The 17,510-nt window shown below is 58.3% G+C and carries 16 protein-coding genes; 8 read left to right on the forward strand and 8 right to left on the reverse strand.

The window, feature by feature from the left end:
- The first annotated feature begins 158 nt into the window (after positions 1–158).
- The 4 genes from ACW5XC_RS06955 to ACW5XC_RS06970 all read left to right on the forward strand — a co-directional run bounded on the left by ACW5XC_RS06955 (position 159) and on the right by ACW5XC_RS06970 (position 3,535).
- The gene (locus tag ACW5XC_RS06955) at positions 159–1,352 is read left to right on the forward strand and encodes an aromatic amino acid transport family protein (RefSeq protein ID WP_042053715.1); all 1,194 of its coding nucleotides are present in this window, start codon (positions 159–161) and stop codon (positions 1,350–1,352) included.
- 251 nt (positions 1,353–1,603) lie between these two features.
- A complete protein-coding gene (locus ACW5XC_RS06960) occupies positions 1,604–2,161 on the forward strand; it encodes a hypothetical protein (RefSeq protein WP_052451201.1) in 558 nt (185 codons plus the stop codon).
- Positions 2,162–2,381: 220 nt separating this feature from the next.
- Positions 2,382–2,768, forward strand: a complete 387-nt coding sequence (locus tag ACW5XC_RS06965; protein WP_042053716.1) for an MAPEG family protein — start codon at positions 2,382–2,384, stop codon at positions 2,766–2,768.
- Between the two features lie 116 nt (positions 2,769–2,884).
- Entirely contained in the window at positions 2,885–3,535 is a 651-nt protein-coding gene (locus ACW5XC_RS06970) for a hypothetical protein (RefSeq protein ID WP_042053718.1), read from the forward strand.
- Positions 3,536–3,654: 119 nt separating this feature from the next.
- Here the strand turns inward: ACW5XC_RS06970 and ACW5XC_RS06975 are convergent, their stop codons facing one another.
- Positions 3,655–5,055: a DEAD/DEAH box helicase gene (locus ACW5XC_RS06975; RefSeq protein WP_042053719.1), complete on the reverse strand. Its 1,401-nt coding sequence runs from the start codon at positions 5,053–5,055 to the stop codon at positions 3,655–3,657.
- A gap of 348 nt (positions 5,056–5,403) precedes the next feature.
- Between ACW5XC_RS06975 and ACW5XC_RS06980 the strand changes: the two genes are divergently transcribed.
- Positions 5,404–6,234, forward strand: coding sequence for a substrate-binding periplasmic protein (locus ACW5XC_RS06980; protein WP_042053721.1), 831 nt, complete (start codon positions 5,404–5,406; stop codon positions 6,232–6,234).
- 111 nt (positions 6,235–6,345) lie between these two features.
- Here the strand turns inward: ACW5XC_RS06980 and aroC are convergent, their stop codons facing one another.
- A complete protein-coding gene (gene aroC, locus ACW5XC_RS06985; RefSeq protein WP_042053723.1) occupies positions 6,346–7,434 on the reverse strand; it encodes a chorismate synthase in 1,089 nt (362 codons plus the stop codon).
- A gap of 12 nt (positions 7,435–7,446) precedes the next feature.
- Positions 7,447–8,382 carry a 50S ribosomal protein L3 N(5)-glutamine methyltransferase gene (prmB, locus tag ACW5XC_RS06990; RefSeq protein WP_005360393.1) on the reverse strand — a complete coding sequence of 312 codons (936 nt, stop codon included), beginning with the start codon at positions 8,380–8,382 and terminating at the stop codon, positions 7,447–7,449.
- Between the two features lie 82 nt (positions 8,383–8,464).
- Between prmB and smrB the strand changes: the two genes are divergently transcribed.
- Entirely contained in the window at positions 8,465–8,989 is a 525-nt protein-coding gene (smrB, locus tag ACW5XC_RS06995) for an endonuclease SmrB (RefSeq protein WP_005333198.1), read from the forward strand.
- 57 nt (positions 8,990–9,046) lie between these two features.
- Positions 9,047–10,342: a sensor domain-containing diguanylate cyclase gene (locus ACW5XC_RS07000; protein ID WP_042053725.1), complete on the forward strand. Its 1,296-nt coding sequence runs from the start codon at positions 9,047–9,049 to the stop codon at positions 10,340–10,342.
- Positions 10,343–10,471: 129 nt separating this feature from the next.
- Here the strand turns inward: ACW5XC_RS07000 and ACW5XC_RS07005 are convergent, their stop codons facing one another.
- The 4 genes from ACW5XC_RS07005 to ACW5XC_RS07020 all read right to left on the reverse strand — a co-directional run bounded on the left by ACW5XC_RS07005 (position 10,472) and on the right by ACW5XC_RS07020 (position 14,943).
- Positions 10,472–11,080, reverse strand: coding sequence for a histidine phosphatase family protein (locus ACW5XC_RS07005; protein ID WP_042053727.1), 609 nt, complete (start codon positions 11,078–11,080; stop codon positions 10,472–10,474).
- 20 nt (positions 11,081–11,100) lie between these two features.
- Positions 11,101–11,487: a GFA family protein gene (locus ACW5XC_RS07010; RefSeq protein WP_080771386.1), complete on the reverse strand. Its 387-nt coding sequence runs from the start codon at positions 11,485–11,487 to the stop codon at positions 11,101–11,103.
- A gap of 463 nt (positions 11,488–11,950) precedes the next feature.
- Complete coding sequence (locus ACW5XC_RS07015) at positions 11,951–13,414, reverse strand: chitinase (RefSeq protein WP_074042624.1); 1,464 nt, start codon at positions 13,412–13,414, stop codon at positions 11,951–11,953.
- Positions 13,415–13,722: 308 nt separating this feature from the next.
- Complete coding sequence (locus ACW5XC_RS07020) at positions 13,723–14,943, reverse strand: methyltransferase (protein ID WP_042053730.1); 1,221 nt, start codon at positions 14,941–14,943, stop codon at positions 13,723–13,725.
- 183 nt (positions 14,944–15,126) lie between these two features.
- On the opposite strand from ACW5XC_RS07020, the gene ACW5XC_RS07025 reads away from it, so the two are divergent.
- Positions 15,127–15,705 carry a PhnA domain-containing protein gene (locus ACW5XC_RS07025; protein ID WP_042053731.1) on the forward strand — a complete coding sequence of 193 codons (579 nt, stop codon included), beginning with the start codon at positions 15,127–15,129 and terminating at the stop codon, positions 15,703–15,705.
- A gap of 207 nt (positions 15,706–15,912) precedes the next feature.
- Here ACW5XC_RS07025 and ACW5XC_RS07030 read toward each other — a convergent pair whose 3' ends face one another.
- Positions 15,913–17,439 carry a fumarate hydratase gene (locus ACW5XC_RS07030; RefSeq protein ID WP_005351759.1) on the reverse strand — a complete coding sequence of 509 codons (1,527 nt, stop codon included), beginning with the start codon at positions 17,437–17,439 and terminating at the stop codon, positions 15,913–15,915.
- Between the last annotated feature and the right edge of the window lie 71 nt (positions 17,440–17,510).

Consider the following 17,510-nt stretch of genomic DNA (forward strand, 5'->3'; position numbering starts at 1 on the left):
CTGACAGGTTTTAGGTACAGATGTTCCCATTCCGATATTGCTAGCCTCCGGCCCTATCACCGGAGGCACCTTCTGATAACGCCAATCGGCCCCCTCTTGTTGACGTCACTGCTGACATCGCCTGTTTGCACTGACACCGCTACGTTCGGATGGATAACATGAATACCAAAACCCTGGGTTGTACCCTGTTGATTGCCGGCACCACCATAGGTGCCGGCATGCTGGCCCTGCCGCTGGCCTCCTCCTCCCTCGGCGGCCCCGCCACCCTGATGTTGATGGTCGGCCTCTGGGCCCTGATGGCCTTCACCGCCATGCTGCAAGTAGAGGCAAGCCTCAACACCGGCAAGTGGTACCTGCACCAGCTGGCGGATCATCTGCTCGGCCCCTGGGGCAAGCGCATCGCCTCCTTCTGTATCCTGATGCTGTTCTACTCGCTGGCCTCCGCCTACATCAGCGGCGGTAGCAGCCTGCTGGCACAGGCGCTGGCCGATGCAGGCATGACCCTCAGCCAGGAGCAGGCCGCCTGGGCCTTTACCCTGCTGTTTGGCGGCATGGTCTGTGTCGGCACCCGCTCGGTGGATTACCTCAACCGGCTGATGTTCACCGTCAAACTGGTGATCATGGTGGTGGTGCTGGCGTTGCTGCTGCCCCGCACCGAAGGGCAGCATCTACTCTCGATGCCGCTGGGTCAGGGCCTGTTGCTGGCGGGCCTGCCGGTCATCTTCACCTCGTTCGGCTTTCATGGCTCCATTCCGAGCGTGATGCTCTACCTCGGTGACTGCCCAAAACAGCTGCGTCGGGTCTTTGTCTGGGGCTCAGCCCTGCCGCTGATCCTCTACGTGCTGTGGCAGGTGGCGATCCTCGGTCTGCTCGGCCAGCAAGCCCTGCTGCAAACCGGTGGCGCGCTGGACAGCCTGCTGGCCAACGTTGGCAAACTGGTGAGCTGGCCTGCGTTTAATCAGGCGATGCACCTGTTTGCCGATCTGGCGCTCGCCACCTCCTTCCTCGGGGTGACGCTGGGACTGTTCGACTTTATGGCCAAGGTAACCCGCCGCAAGGACAACTGGCAGGGCCGCAGTCAGACTGGCCTCATCACCTTCGTGCCGCCATTGCTGTTTGCCCTCTACTTCCCACAGGGCTTTATCATGGCGCTCGGCTACGCTGCCATTGCGCTGGCGATCCTCGCGGTACTGCTGCCGGTGGCGCTGGTATGGCAGAGCCGCAAACAGGCACCTGCCCACCACTACCGCGCCCCAGGTGGCGTAGTGGCGCTTGGAGTGGCCGCCGCCATGGGCGTGCTGATCGTCGGCGTCCAGATCAGCGTCAGCCTTGGAATGCTGCCAGCGCTGTAATCCCCGATACTGAATGACCCAAATAGCCAAGCCCCGCCAATTAACTTGACGGGGCTTTTTGTTGGAAAAGAAATCAATTGGATACAGGCATCCGCCATTAATTAAGAGAGCGGCCCTACCAAACAAACACCCAAACCTTCAGCTATATACCGACCTTTTTACTACACAACCCTGAATAATCAGTTCAAAAACCGTTCATGCCCCTTCGCTACACTGCCCGCTCGTTTATCGCTATCAGGAGTTTGAAAACAATGATGTTGCACCTCAAGAGGAGCACCCTTGCCCTCGTCCTGCTTGCCGCCAGCGGCGCACTTAGCGCAGCCGAAATCGCCAACAACAATATTACCGAGGCGGAGATCAAGGCCGCGCAGGATGGTTGGGGCGCGGCGCTTATCAAGATCAGCGATGACTATCGCGCCGGTGGGATTGAGCGCGCCAAGGCGACCGCCGAGTCGGTGCTCGACAGGGCTTATGGCAACCAGCAAGGGCCGGTGCTGTTCAAACCCACCCTTGCCGGTGGCGAGCAGACCTTTCGCACCAACCGCGAGGGGGCGCTGGCCTACTTTGTCGGCAACAACAGCGCCTACCCCACCGACAAAGGGTTCGCCCTGAAAAACTGGCAGAGCTATCGCTATGACAATGCCGCCGTCTATATCAACGGCGACATGGCGCTGACCATGGGCAAGGTGCATCTGGTAGATCGCGACAACAAGGAAACTACAGTCGACAAGACCTGGGGTTTCAAGAAGGGGGATGATGGCAAGGTGCGCATCGTGCTGCACCACTCCTCCCTCCCTTACGAGGGGTAATGACGGGGCGCAGCCCACCATCAACACGGTCAAAATACAGCCCTGCCACCTCGGCAGGGCTGTTTGTTTTGCGCCTGCGCTTGGCAGATGGCAAGTGAATAGATGACGGTCGTGCTAAAGCAGTTTGCTGCTACCCTCAAGGCAAGCCATTGAGATGCCGAGCAATATCGCGTCTCTGAACACCAGCTACTCGATATCATCACACAAGGAGCCAGATACCATGACCATACTGCCTGTTTACGCGGCCCTGCTCGCTCTGCTGTTTGTGTTGCTGAGCATTCGAACCATTCGCACCCGCCATAGCCGCAAGGTGGCGCTGGGGCATGGGGATGACCCCGCCATGTTGCGCGCCATGCGGGTACACGCCAACTTTGCCGAGTATGTCCCCCTCGCCCTGCTGCTCATCTATTTCGTCGAAACCGGCAACCAGACCCCCTGGCTTATCCATCTGTTGGGGAGCGCCTTGCTGCTTGGGCGCCTCTGCCATGCATTTGGCATGAGCCGCACGCCGGAGAACTTCCGTTATCGGGTGGCGGGAATGGGGCTGACCTTCACGGTGATCCTGGTGAGCGCGGCCCATATCCTGATCACGGCGCTGCTCCCCTGACCCGGCCGTCACGAATAGCTGGCGAAGCGGTCTGCCAGCCATCCCCATCGGCTATTCTTCACTGCACAGATAGTCGCAACAGTGCTGCTTAAACAAGCCCGATTCAGGAGTACGATATGAAGTGGATTGGCTGGTTACTGCTTGTCGGGCTGACTCCCGTTGCCCACGCAACCCCGCTAAAGCTGGCGGCAGCGGTCGAACACACTGCGATATTGCGCCCTTTTATTCATGACTGGTTTGGCCGGGCTGGCATCGACTTTCAGTTGATCCCCTGCACCTATGCCCGCTGCGAAAAGTTGATTGAGGCAGACCATGCAGTCGATGGCGATATGGCCCGGATCAAGGGCTTTGATCAGACCTATCCCCACTTGCTGCAGATCGGTGCCCCCATCTCGGAGGCGGCGATTTATGGTCAGCCACGGGATAACCCGAGCTGGCCCCCTGCCAAGGGTACCGTGATTGGCTGCCTGCGTGGCATCCAGTGGTGCGAACGCTTCCTCGGCAACTATCAGGTCATCTGGTTGAACGATGAGAAGCAAGGGCTTGCCCAACTACATCGAGGCAAAGTGGACTGGCTCATCAAGATGCGCCCTGCCTCTCAACCTGCACTGGCGTCCCCCTGGCAGAAGATCACCAAAGAGCAGGTCTTTCTCTACCTCGATAAAAAGCACCGGGCGGAAATTGCGGCCCTGCTCAAGGTACAGCTGGCGTTTATCAATAACGGCCGCTGGCTGGCGATGCAAAAGCAGTACCTCTCCGCCATCTAGCGTTGCTCTCACTGCACCACACAGCGCCGATTGTATGGCTGAAAAAACAAAAAGCCCTGCCAATCTGGCAGGGCTTTTTCAGTCAACCGCATAGCTGGGGAGTCAAGCTCCCGAGCCGCTTACTGGTTGTGGGTAGCGCGACGTGGACGACGGGCCTGAGCCGGTTTGCCGGCACCATCAGCCGGACGCTGACCACCTTGCGGCTTGGGCTTGCCACCGTTACCGGTACGGGCACCACCCGCATTGCCATTGGAGGCGGAACGACCGACCCCTTGACGCTGGCCTTGACCTTGCGGACGCGGCGCACGGCGCTGCTCGCTCGGATCGCGGGGCTCTTTGCGAAGCGGCGCACCGATACCACGGGCGATGTTGTCCAGGGTCTCGCGGGAGGCTTCAAAACCGGCCACCTGCTCGCACGGGATGTTCTGCTTGGTCAGACGCTCGATCGCCTTGATAAGCTTGCCTTCATCGGCAGCCACCAGCGAGATGGCATGACCGGCAGCGCCAGCACGGCCGGTACGACCGATGCGGTGAACGTAATCTTCCGCCACGTTGGGCAACTCGAAGTTGACCACTTGCGGCAACTTGTCGATGTCCAGACCACGGGCGGCGATGTCGGTCGCCACCATCACGCGCACACTGCCATCCTTGAAGCCCGCCAAGGCGCGGGTACGGGCACCCTGGCTCTTGTTGCCGTGGATTGCGGCGGCACTGATGCCGTCTTTTTCAAGCTTCTCGGCAACCCGGTTGGCGATGTGCTTGGTACGGGTAAAGACCAGCACCTGCTGCCAGTTGTTGCTAGAGATCAGGTGGCTCAGCAGGGCAATCTTGTTGGCCTTGTCGCACGGGTGCACCAGCTGTTCGATACGCTCGGCGGTGCTGTTGCGCGGGGCGACTTCAATGACTGCCGGGTTGTCCAGTAGACCAGTGGCCAGCTCGCGAATTTCATCGGCGAAGGTGGCGGAGAAGAGCAGGTTCTGACGCTTCTTCGGCAGCAGGGTCAGGATGCGGCGGATGTCGCGGATAAAACCCATGTCGAGCATGCGATCTGCTTCATCCAGTACCAGGATCTCCACCTCGTCAAATTTGACGGCATTCTGGTTGTAGAGATCGATCAGACGGCCCGGACAGGCCACCAGCACGTCCAGACCACGGCGGGTCGCCATCATCTGCGGATTGATGCTGACGCCGCCGAAGACCACGTGGCTGCGCATCGGCAGGTGTTTGCCGTAGTTACGCACGCTCTCGCCCACCTGGGCGGCCAGCTCACGGGTCGGGGTCAGTACCAGCGCACGGACGCGGTTCGGAGAGACCTTGCGCTTGCTCTCCATCAGACGTTGCAGCATCGGCAGGGTAAAGCCTGCGGTCTTGCCGGTCCCTGTTTGGGCCGCCGCCATCAGATCGCGGCCAGCCAGAACGGCGGGGATCGCTTGCTGCTGAATGGGAGACGGGGTGTCGTAGCCTTGTTCGGCAACGGCACGCAACAAGGGTTCGGCCAGACCGAGGGAAGTAAAACTCATAATTACCTGCTAGAGATAGGGGCGCCGGGGATTTGTGGTGGGGCTCCTCTGCTGAGCCGATGCCATCTCACAAGATCTGGGCCTATTGAGAAAACAACGATTTCCCCGGGGAGCAGAGCAAAGGGGAAAGAATAGAGGCGCAGTCTAACGGAGTTGCCCGGGATAAACGAGAAAAATGTGATGCTCCTCCCAGCACGAAGAGAAAATCCCCCTCCTGCCCCCCGAATAATCCCGTTGATTGATGTAGCACGCACCACACTATTAACTGGCAACACAATATCAGCCCTCGCAGGCATGGCTCGCAGGGCAAAAGCACGGGATAAAAGAACACAATAACGAGGTTTAGCTATGACCACGCCATATCGTCCCCGCGGCAGCTGGCAGGCAAGGATTGGCCTGCTGCTTCTGCTGCTAAGCCCTGCCCTGCAGGCCAGTCAGACCCTGACCGTGGCCTGGAGTCACTGGCCCCCCTTCAGCCAAATCAACAACCGAGGTGAGCTGGATGGGCTGGATGTCAGCCTGACCCGCCAGATCCTTACCCAGGCGGGCTTTGCCCCCAAGTTTCGCGAGCTTCCCTGGGCGCGGGCACTGCATCTGGTAGAACACGATCAGCTGGATGTGGCGATGGCCGCCCTCCCTCTGCCGGAGCGCCAGAGCTATGCCCGCTTCTCGACCCCCTACCGCCAGAGTGCCTATGTGCTGCTGAGCAATGACCCGATTCCCGGCCATCAGGATCGCTGGGCGCAGCTCGATAATCTGCCCGCGTTGTGCAACGAGAAGGGGCTCAAGATAGGCAAGTTGCGCGGCACCCGCCCCATGCATCAGATGGATAGCTGCCCGGCGCTTAAAATGGCGACCGAATACAACGCCGATGAGCGGATGATCGATCTGCTGCTGGCCCGCCGCCTCGATGGCATCATCATGGAGTGGCAATATGCCCGCTACCGGCTGGCCCAGCTGGGGGCCGAAGAGTTTATCAGCTGCCAACTGTTGCTACACCACCAGCCGGTCAGCCTGATGTTTGCCAAAAACAGCGTGAGCGAAGAACAGATCCTCAAAGTCAACGAGGCCATTCATGCCTTGCCCAAACCCCACAACAAGTTCTCGCCCCCCAGGTGTCGCCTCAATGCCGACCCGGGCGCCGCGGATCTGCTGACCCGCACTCTCCGCAAGCATTGACGGGATAAGCCGCCACTTGAAATAGCAAAGGCGACCCGAAGGTCGCCTTTTTGGTATTGTCGAACTTGTTCCCCGAACAGGGTGCGATCAGTCGATGTGCAGCAACAGCGATCAGCGCAGCTGTGGGGTATGAGTCAACACCCCCTGATTCTGGGCACGATGGCGCAACAGATGATCCATCAACACCAGCGCCAGCATGGCTTCGGCGATGGGCACGGCACGGATGCCGACACAAGGATCGTGACGACCCTTGGTGATCATCTCGATAGCCTCGCCTTCGGTATTGATGGTCTTGCCAGGCACAGTGATGCTGGAGGTGGGCTTGAGCGCCATGCTCACCACGATATCCTGACCCGACGAGATCCCACCCAGAATGCCGCCCGCATGGTTGCTGGCAAAGCCCGCCGGGGTCATCTCGTCGCGATGCTCGGAGCCTTTTTGCTCCACTACCGCAAAGCCGTCACCGATCTCCACCCCTTTCACCGCATTGATGCCCATCATTGCGTGGGCAATGTCGGCGTCGAGACGATCAAACACCGGCTCACCGAGACCCACCGGCACATTGCTGGCAATGACCTGCACCTTGGCACCGATACTGTTGCCCTCTTTTTTCAGGTCACGCATGTATTGATCGAGCTCTTCCAGCTTGCCCGCATCGGGGAAGAAGAAGGGGTTCTGTTCAATCTGCGCCGCGTCAAAGCCTTCCGCTTTGATGGGGCCAAGCTGGGATAGAAAACCGGTGATCTCGATGCCATGCACCTGTTTCAGGTACTTCTTGGCGATCGCCCCCGCCGCTACCCGCATCGCGGTTTCGCGGGCGGAAGAGCGACCACCGCCGCGATAGTCCCGCTGACCATACTTCTGGTGGTAGGTGTAGTCAGCATGACCCGGCCGGAACAGATCCTTGATGTCGGAGTAATCCTTGGAGCGCTGATCGGTGTTCTCGATCAAGAGCCCGATGGAAGTACCGGTGGTTCTCCCCTCAAACACCCCGGAGAGGATCTTCACCTCATCCGGCTCACGGCGCGGCGTGGTGTAGCGAGAAGTGCCCGGCTTGCGCCGATCCAGATCCCCCTGCAGATCCGCTTCGCTGATCTCCAGCCCCGGCGGGCAACCATCGACCACGGCGCCCAGCGCCAGGCCGTGGCTCTCGCCAAAGGTAGTGACCCGAAAGAGTTGACCAAAACTGTTCCCTGCCATGCGCGCTCCTGCTTAGTTCTTGTAGATGGCGAAATGATCCTGATACTGCACCAGCTCGTCACGGGTCATTACAAAGACGCCGTGACCGCCGTTTTCGAATTCAACCCAGGTAAAGGGGATCTCGGGGAACTGGGCTTCCAGATGGATCATGCTGTTGCCCACTTCGACCACCAGCACGCCATTATCCTTGAGGAAATCTGCCGCATGAGCCAGCAGACGCTTGGTCAGCTTGAGACCATCGGAGCCGGACGCCAGCGCCAGCTCGGGCTCGTGACGGAACTCGTCCGGCAGATCCGACATATCTTCGGAGTCCACATAGGGCGGGTTGGAGACGATGAGATCGTACTTGTCGCCCGCCGGCAGATCGCGGAACAGATCGGAGCGGATAGGAATGACCTGCTGCTCCAGCCCGTGATCGTTGATGTTGCGTTCAGCCACGTTCAGCGCATCGATGCTGATGTCGATGGCATCCACTTCCGCTTCCGGGAACTCGTGGGCCATGATGATGGCGATGCAACCTGAGCCGGTGCACAAGTCCATGATCCGGGTCGGTTCATGTTTGAGGAAGGGTGCGAAACGGTTGGCCACCATCTCGGCAATGGGGGAACGAGGAATGAGCACCCGCTCGTCCACGTAGAACTCCCAACCGGCATACCAAGCCTTGTTGGTAAGATAGGCGGCCGGTACCCGCTCCTGTACGCGGCGGATAATCAGCTCGGCGATACGGTGACGCTCGCTGCTGGTGAGACGGGAGTGGCGCATGGCCGGGTCTACATCCGGTGGCAGATGTAACGCGGGCAGTACCAGCTGCACAGCTTCATCCCAGGCGTTGTCGGTTCCATGACCGTAAAAAATCCCGGCGTCGTTGAAACGACTCATGGCCCAACGCAACATGTCCTGGATGGTGTGCATCTCGGCAACCACCTCATCGATAAATATCTTGTCCAAATCCACCTCCAAGTCGAGTAATATCCGGCCCGAGCCCCGTTTACGTTGCGGGCAAGACGCATACCTAATACATGAGCATCTGATGAAAAAAACGCCCTCACCGACAGACGAGGAAACCCTGCTGTTCCGCGATGCGATAAAAGGTACCCGGAAAATCAAGCAAGATACCATAAGGGCCGAGTTACGCCCGGTCAAGCAGAAACGCGAATTGCGCGAAACCCGCGAAAAGCTTGGGGTTGACCACTATTTCAGCGATGAGTATCAGCCCCATCTCGACGATGATGGGCCGACCCGTTACGTGCGGGAAGATGTGTCAAAATTTGAGCTGAAAAAGCTCAAGCGGGGCATTTATCCGCCGGAGATCTACCTGGATCTGCACGGCATGAATCAGCAGCAGGCAAAACAGGAGCTGGCCGCCCTGCTCACCCTCTGCCAGAAAGAGAACATTCACGTCGCCTCGGTGATGCACGGCATCGGCAAACATATTCTCAAACAGCGCATTCCCAGTTGGCTGGCCCAGCACCCCAATGTGCGCGCCTTCCATCAGGCACCCCGTGAATGGGGCGGCGACAGCGCCATTCTGGTGTTGCTGGATATCGAAGAGTAGTTAGCCAAACGACCACACTATACTGAATATCAATATGTTATTCGCCGTGGAGGTCGCATGTTTACACAGGGTTCCCATGCCGACATAAAGTCATCTCTCGACGCCATCGGCGCTGCCGTGGCGGTGTTCAGCCTCGACAAGGATGATCACTTTGTGCTGGTCTCTGCCAACGATACTTTTGCCAAGGCGTTCGAGATGGATGTCCTTGGCAGCATTGGCAAACAGCTGAGCGAGATGTTTCCCCGCTACATCACCAATACCATCGAGCCGCCAATGCACGAATGTGTGCGCATGCAGACAGGGCTCGAGAGCGAGCTGCCCATCGACAGCCTGTCGCGCACCAGTTGGTGGCGCTTTATTCTCTCCCCCATCATCCCCGAGCAGGCACGGATCAACCGGATTATCGTGACCGCCATCGACATCACCGCCAGGATGCAGCTGGAAGAGGCGCTCACCACCAGTCGCCGCCGCTTCGAGGCAGTGGTCAACTCCGCCTATGACGGCATCATCAGTGTCAGCAGCGAGTCACGCATCGAGCTTATCAATACCGCCGCCTGCGAGATGTTCGGCATCGACGAGAGTTATCTCGGCAAGCGGCTGGAAACCCTGCTTCCCCAGCGTTTTCGCGCCAATCACGAAACCTATTTCAAAGCCTTCAGCAGCTCCCCCATCAATTCGCGCCCAATGCATGCCCGCGCCTCGGTGATGGGTCTGCGCCGAGACGGCAGCGAATTTCCGCTGGAGGTGACCATCGCCAAGATCAATTTGGGCCCGACCACCGAGATGACCGCCATCTTGCGGGATATCTCGGAGCGAGCCCGACTGGTGGAGGAGTTGAAGGTCGCCGCTACCACGGATCCCCTCACCGGCATTGCCAACCGGCGCCGCTTCAACGAGCTGGTCAACGCCGAGATGCAACGCTGCCAGCGTTTCGGCCATACCATGAGCCTGCTGCTGATCGATATCGACCACTTCAAAGAAGTCAACGACACCTTTGGCCATCAGCAGGGGGATCTGGCGATCCTGAGTCTGGTGAAACGGATCAGCAAACAGCTGCGGGAGGTGGACATGCTGGGTCGCTGGGGTGGCGAAGAGTTTATCGTGCTGCTGCCGGAAACCTCCCTCGAGCTCGCCTGGGCCAGTGCAGAGCGGATCAGGCTCGCCATCGAATCCCAGCACCATGCACTGGACGGGGCTCTTGAGATCTCCCTCACCATCAGTATCGGGATCAGCGCCAGCAAGGGCAGCCATGACACTGCAGAGAAGATGGTTAGACGAGCCGACACCGCCCTCTATCTGGCCAAGAAACAGGGGCGCAACTGCTGCCGCAAAGAGGAGCCGGAGCCGACCTGATGGCGCACGCCCCTGCCCTCTGATGACACTGCTAACCTGTGCCTGCAGAGATAACCAACCGCAACGTACACAAAAAGCAGCGCTACTCTCTTCGGTAGCGCTTTTTTCGTCCTGTTTTTGGTGCACTCTTCAATCACCACCATCAAGGGGACGGCTAAAGCGCAGTGGGCCGTCATCAGCCAGAGAGAGCCTCACCGACAGCATGCCGCCGTTGGGCAATTGCCACTCTAAGAAGTCATCAAAACCGGCCATCGTTACAGCGCGGATCACCTTGGCGACCACACCGTGCGCCACCAGCAATACCCGCTCCCCTTGCATGGTCGAAGCAAGTTCCGTGAGTCCCTGCGAGACCCGGGCAATCACCTCATCAATGGTTTCACCACCGGGAGGAGCTTCAGCCCAGCGCCGGGTGATATTGCGCGCCCACAGTTCGGGATAGCGTGTTCTTGCCTCTACCTGCGTTAGCCCTTCAAACAGGCCGACATCCCGCTCACGAAAGGCAGGCACAAGTTCCACAGGCAATCCCAACTGACGAGACAAGATGGCAGCGCTCTCCCTTGTTCGCAGCAGCGGGGACGCCAGCAGCCGATCGAACGGGGCCTGAGTGGCCGCTATCTCGTCAGCCAATCGGGCAATGTGCCTCTGGCCACTCTTATTAAGCCCGATATCCAGTGCACCCTGATACCGTCCTTCCGCATTGGCTTGCGTCTCGCCATGGCGGATAACGACCAGCTCCATGCCAACCTCCTTTGTTGGGGTTACTTCCCTTTGGGATAACGGGGATACTCGTCCTGGATCGGCAACCAGGGAAGCTGGCTTTCGGTATGGATGTGGTAGGTTGGCGCAACAGCATCCGGATTATCGAGGGAGGTGATGGCCAACGTGAGATACTCAGGGTACTGGGTACTGCGATATGTAAGGGAGGAGCCACACTCGGCGCAAAATCCCCGGCGGATAAAATCTGAAGACGCATACTCGGTCGGTTTGCCGCATAACCACTGCACCTCTTCGGCGCGAAAGTCCATCCAGGCCCCGACCGGTGCCCCCGTGGTGTGCTGGCAATCCCGACAGTGACAAAAATCGGCTGCAAAAGGTGCAGTCAGCACCTCATAACGGATCGCCCCGCAATGACACCCCCCCTTCACCTCGCCCCCTCGTTGCAATTTTGCACAAGCCAAAGAGATTACCAATATAAACCGGCCGTTTACATCTATTTTCTCAAGAGAATAAGCGACAATGTACCGAGATAAATCAGAGTGATATAGCAAGACCTCACCATTTCAGGTGATAAATGACAGTTTACCAATAGAGAAAATACTCCTCATATTCGCAATGAGAGGTTTCATTTTATGGTGGAAAATGTATTCGCAAGTAGCGCACTACGCTCATCATAAGATGCTAGTTTATGGGGGCTAACGAACCTGAATATAAATTTTATTCTTAACTTTGCTTCAACACCATTTCAAATTTCAGATAGAAACTCACCTTATCAGTTAGAACATAAGCACCATTAAAAATACAAGATAATATTCAGTGATGCACTGTTGATAATTAACGAGGAGAAGGAGTTATCCCCCCTCTCCTCTTTGGGAGTTAAATTACGCCATCTTATTTGGCAGGAACTACAACCCAGGGGCCACCTTTGGCGGGATCATCCCCCTGAGTCCACCATTTGGCCTGATAGACGGCGCCCTTGTAGCTCACCTTGCTGCCAGCGGTATAGACCTTGCTGGCATCCCAGGCAGGCTGACCATCAACCGGCGGGTCAACCGGATCGACCGGGGCGGGATCGAGCTTGGCGACGATCCGCACTTTCGGCCAGTTGGCGTGGGAGCCGTAGAAGTTGGTCACGCACTTCTCGTAATCACCCGGCACCAGCGCAGAATAAGCGGTCTGGAAGCCCACCAGCTCGCACTCGAAGGAGTAACCGCCCGGGCGATCCGGATAATATTTCCAGTTGCCATCCCAGTTGGTGTAGAGCACGTCGGTAGCGCCGTTGAGATTGAGGCTGCCATAGGGAGTCTGCTGCCAGCAGGTGTTCTTCTCATCCGCCTTGATCGGGATCTGGTAGTGGTTGGCCAGCCCTTCCCAGTAGCGGATGCGATTGACCGGCTGCCCCTTGTCCTTGTTCTGCTCGCCACACTCGATGCCGCCGTTGATGACGTTTATGGTTGTGCCAAAGCCATAGCCGATACCGGCGTCAGCTTCCCGTTTGGAGGGTACCCAGGTACGATCAATCACGTGCAGCATGGCCGGTTTCGGGGCCTGCGGGGTGAGGAAAAACCAGATGGCAGAAGCGAGGTTAAGCCAGGAGTCCGCCACCAGCCCCGGGTTGTTGAGCAGCACGGAGGCATCACCATCAAACATCGCCTCGGAGAAGGCACCGTAGTTGAAGTGGTAAGAAAGCTGCTTGGCGCCGCGGCCGAAGTACCCCTGACCCGTGCTGCAAGGCCACTTCTTGTTCTGCCAGTCGTTCTGGCCACAGCCGGTGGTATAGCCGGTCTGTCCCTCTGACCAGCCCATCTCCCGCACATGCACCAGCGCCTGTTGCCACTCCTCCAGCCCCAGCGGGTTATCGGAGACGTTCTCCTTGGCAATATGGCCACCGGTCTCCTGAGAGAAGTGGGCAAAGGCGGTCACGATGGATTTTTTACAGATCGCATCAGAATCACGCCCGTCAGTATATTCGCCACAGAACGCAGGGAATTTACCGATGGCTCGCAAGAAGCGGACATAAGTATATTCCGGCGCTGCCATCTGGGTTAAATATTCCCATTCAGATTGGGGAAATACCCGTTCAACCCGTTTTACGTTGTCAGGATTGCTTGCCAGACCCGGTTCAATGGCATCAACGATTTTATTTGACCGGGTCGCCAATGCCTTGGCCCATATTGCATACATGGGATTAGCCGTCTTGGCTTTTTCCATGGCGGCCAGATCCGGGGCCGCAATCACATATCCTCCCGCATTTTGCGGGTCGGGTTGAATATTCATGGCTGCACTCATTGCGGCATAGCTTGGCAATGCGCAGGCGGCAGCGATCAGCCAGGCACAACGCTTGGGTTTGAACATGTTTATCGTCCTTGTTTGAATTAATGCGTTCCAAGAGTAGGTGTTTCAACAACTAAATTCACGATGAGAATTAAGAAATAAGCAGAATTTGTGAGCCATTTCACCTTGTGATGTTCAGTGCAGCTGAAACAAAGAAAAGGAACCCAAACGAAAACACCAGAGCGTGATCTGTCGCCCATTTTTAGAACAGTTGAGACGGCCAGGTGACCAGCCATACGGTCATTGTTCGTGATGAAAAAAAATGGCTGGCAGGCTCAACCTGTCAGCCATCATCAATGTTCAAGAAAAATGCTCAAAATAGCCGGATGTCAGGCACGCACGGCACGGATCAGGATATTGCGCGGGGTCATGGGTTTGGCACAGAACTCCCCCACTTCGACCCGATAGCCCTGCTCTTGCAAAAAGAGCGCGCGATCCAGCGCCAGCCAGATCTCGAGGGGACGGCGAAACAGGTGGCGCACCAGTTCCATGCGGGCAACATCACCAAAGCGGCGCTCCCCGTGTTCCAACCAGGCGGGGTAGTCCAGCCCGGCGGGCAGCACAATCCCTTTGCGTTCAGCAGCCCAAACGCAGAATGCCTCAAATGTGCCGGTCAACAGGCTCTTTTGCATATTGGGCACCGGCAGATACTCATCCACACCGCGCACCTGACGCTGCAGGCAGTCAAACCCGAGCCGCCACACCACTTCCTGCTCACGCAGGCGAGCGATCCGCGCACCGCCAGTCACCGTCTCCTGTAGCGGCAACTTGAGATCCGCCTTGCTCAACACCAGCTCGCTGGCATTGGCCGCGGCCGACAGCGGGCGATAGTGGCTGCTGCGGATCAGGTGGTAACAACAGGGAGAGATGGTCACTCCGCGGGCACCGCGCTCGGCCACCCGCTCCAGCAGATGGGTGTGCAGCTCACCGCAGGCATGGAGTGCCATGGCATGATGTTCGGGGGCGATCAGCACCGCCGACTCGGGGGCAAAGGCATCGGCGCAGGTAAAGGTCATATTGGCGCCATCCCGCTCGGCCAGCAGCCGACCTTCGTCACAAAGCTGCCCTTGCAACTCCAGACTGAGGATCGGAGCCTGTCGATGAAGTGACACCAGCCGCCCAAGATGCCCCTTGCCGGCACACCACTCCAGATAGGGGCCCTGATGGGCCGGCAGACAGGCGGTGAACGACTCGATCTGGGCCTGCTTGCGCCCCGGCATATGCAGCGCCATCTCCTTGCTGCAAGTGATGGGCTCCGGGGTAAACGGGGCAAGCTGGCTGAGTTGCTGCAGCTCGGCTCCCTCGGCAATCCAAGGGGCAAGCAGCGTGCTGAGTGCATCCATATCCGCATCGAGCTCTGCCAACTGGCAGAGCGTCAGCCCATTGAGCAACGCCGCCAGTTCGGGCGCCTCATCGGCAAAGGCCATGGTCAGATGATGATATGGCTGATATTGCCACCAGCGTTGGTAGCGGGTGAGCAGTCGATCCAGTTGTTGAAAACGTTGAGCCAGCACGAATGCCCCTGCCTTGCAGTCAAAAAGGAGGCTCATTCTAGCGATCCCGCTTCAAATTGCACTCTCAATACCTGACGTATCAGCGCCGCGCAACAGCACCACCCACCCTGTGAGCCAGGGCAGACCTGACAAAGTACGGGGTTTTATGCTATATTCCGCCCCCTCTTTCACGCGCCCCGCCAACGCGGGACGCTTTACACTAGCTATGGGACCAACAACATGACCATCAACGCCATTCTGCAAGCGCGCGCGGGCGCCAAGTGTGAACTGTGCAGCGCCGAGCAGGCGCTGACCGCCTTCGTGGTGCCTCACTCCCCCGCCAGCGACGATGATCACAGCGTTGCTATCTGTGACACCTGCCGTGGTCAGCTGGAACAACCGGATACCCTGGTGGTCAACCACTGGCGTTGCCTGAGTGACAGCATGTGGAGCCAGGTGCCTGCGGTGCAGGTGATGGCATGGCGCCAGCTCAAAGCACTCTCCGGCAAGGGTGAAGTGTGGGCTCAGGATCTGCTGGACATGATGTACATGGAAGACGAAGCCAAGGCCTGGGCTGAAGCTGGTATTGCTGACGAAGATGACGACAACGTACCGACAGTTGACTCCAATGGCGCCGTGCTGCAAGAGGGCGACTCCGTTACCCTGATCAAGGATCTGGACGTGAAAGGTGCCGGTTTTACCGCCAAGCGCGGCACCCTGGTCAAGGGCATCCGTCTGACCAACAACCCGCTCCATATTGAAGGCAAGGTCAACGGCGTGCAGATCGTTCTGGTTGCGGCCTACCTGAAAAAGGCCTAAAGCCAAGGGCGATTGCTCTGCTGTCTACTACCAGAGCACAAGCACAACGAAAAAGGATGGCGTCACGCCATCCTTTTTTATGCCCGCTTGCCACAAACGGCCAACCTGATGAGCCCATAACAGGCCAGCCAAAGCAAAAAGGCGCATCCGGATGGATGCGCCTTGTTTACATGGCCGATGTCGTTAACCGGCAGCGGAAATGGTCACTCAGGAGGAGAGCTTGCCGTCCAGCTCGGCAATCTTGGCCGACCAGTAGGCCGGGCCGGTTTCGTGGATGTTGTTACCCTCGGAGTCGACCGCTACGGTCACCGGCATATCTTCCACTTCAAACTCGTAGATCGCTTCCATGCCGAGATCGGCAAAAGCTACCACGCGCGCCTTCTTGATCGCCTTGGCCACCAGATAGGCGGCGCCGCCCACCGCCATCAGATAGACGGCCTTGTGCTGCTTGATGCTCTCGACGGTTTTCGGACCACGCTCGGACTTGCCGATCATGCCGATAAGGCCAGTTTCACCCAGCATCATGTCGGTGAACTTGTCCATCCGGGTAGAGGTGGTGGGGCCAGCCGGGCCAACTACTTCGTCACGCACCGCATCGACCGGGCCAACGTAATAGATGAAGCGGTTTGTGAAATCGACCCCTTCAGGCAGCCCTTCGCCATTTTTCAGCATGTCGGCGATACGCTTGTGGGCGGCGTCGCGACCGGTGAGGATCTTGCCGGAGAGCAGTACGGTATCACCGCTCTTCCAGCTGGCCAGCTCGGCCTTGGTGATGCCATCGACGTTGACGCGGCGCACGTTGCCACCCGCTTCACGGGTGATCTCCGGCCAGTCACTCAGTTTCGGCGGAGTCAGTTCGGCAGGGCCTGAACCATCCAGCTCGAAGTGAACGTGGCGAGTCGCGGCGCAGTTGGGGATCATCACCACCGGCTTGGAGGCGGCGTGAGTCGGCGCAGATTTCACCTTCACATCCAGCACGGTAGTGAGGCCGCCCAACCCCTGGGCACCGATCCCCAGCTTGTTGACCTTGTCGTAGAGCTCGACCCGCAGCTTCTCTTCGGTGGTTTGCGGGCCACGAGCGATCAGCTCCTGAATGTCGATGTGCTCCATCAGAGCCTCTTTGGCCAGCACCGCCGCTTTCTCGGCAGTACCGCCGATGCCGATGCCCAGCATGCCGGGCGGGCACCAGCCAGCACCCATGGTCGGCACGGTTTTCAGTACCCACTCGACGATATCGTCAGAGGGGTTGAGCATCACCATCTTGGATTTGTTCTCGGAGCCGCCGCCTTTGGCCGCGATGCTCACTTCCACCTTGTTGCCGGGGATCATGTCGATATGGACCACGGCAGGGGCGTTGTCTTTGGTGTTTTTGCGACTGCCGGCCGGATCGGCCAGCACGGAGGCGCGCAGCGGGTTGTCAGGATTGGTGTAGGCACGACGGGTCCCTTCGTCCACCATCTCCTGCACCGTCATGTCGCTGTCCCACTGGACTTGCATACCAATTTTGACGAAACAGGTCACGATGCCGGTGTCCTGGCAGAGCGGACGATGACCTTCGGCGGACATGCGGGAGTTGATCAGGATCTGGGCCAGCGCATCTTTGGCGGCCGGGTTGGCCTCGCGGTCATACGCCGCTTTGGCAGCCTGAACAAAATCCAACGGGTGGTAATAGGAGATGTACTGGAGGGCATCTGCGATAGAATCGATGAAATCCTGTTTTTTTATAATGCTCATATCATCCTCACTGGTCCTTGTCTCTGCCACGGAGCAGGGCAAGGGCTTCCATATGATGGGCCGTGCTGACG

This window comes from Aeromonas sp. 25-AL00135, from assembly GCF_054052385.1.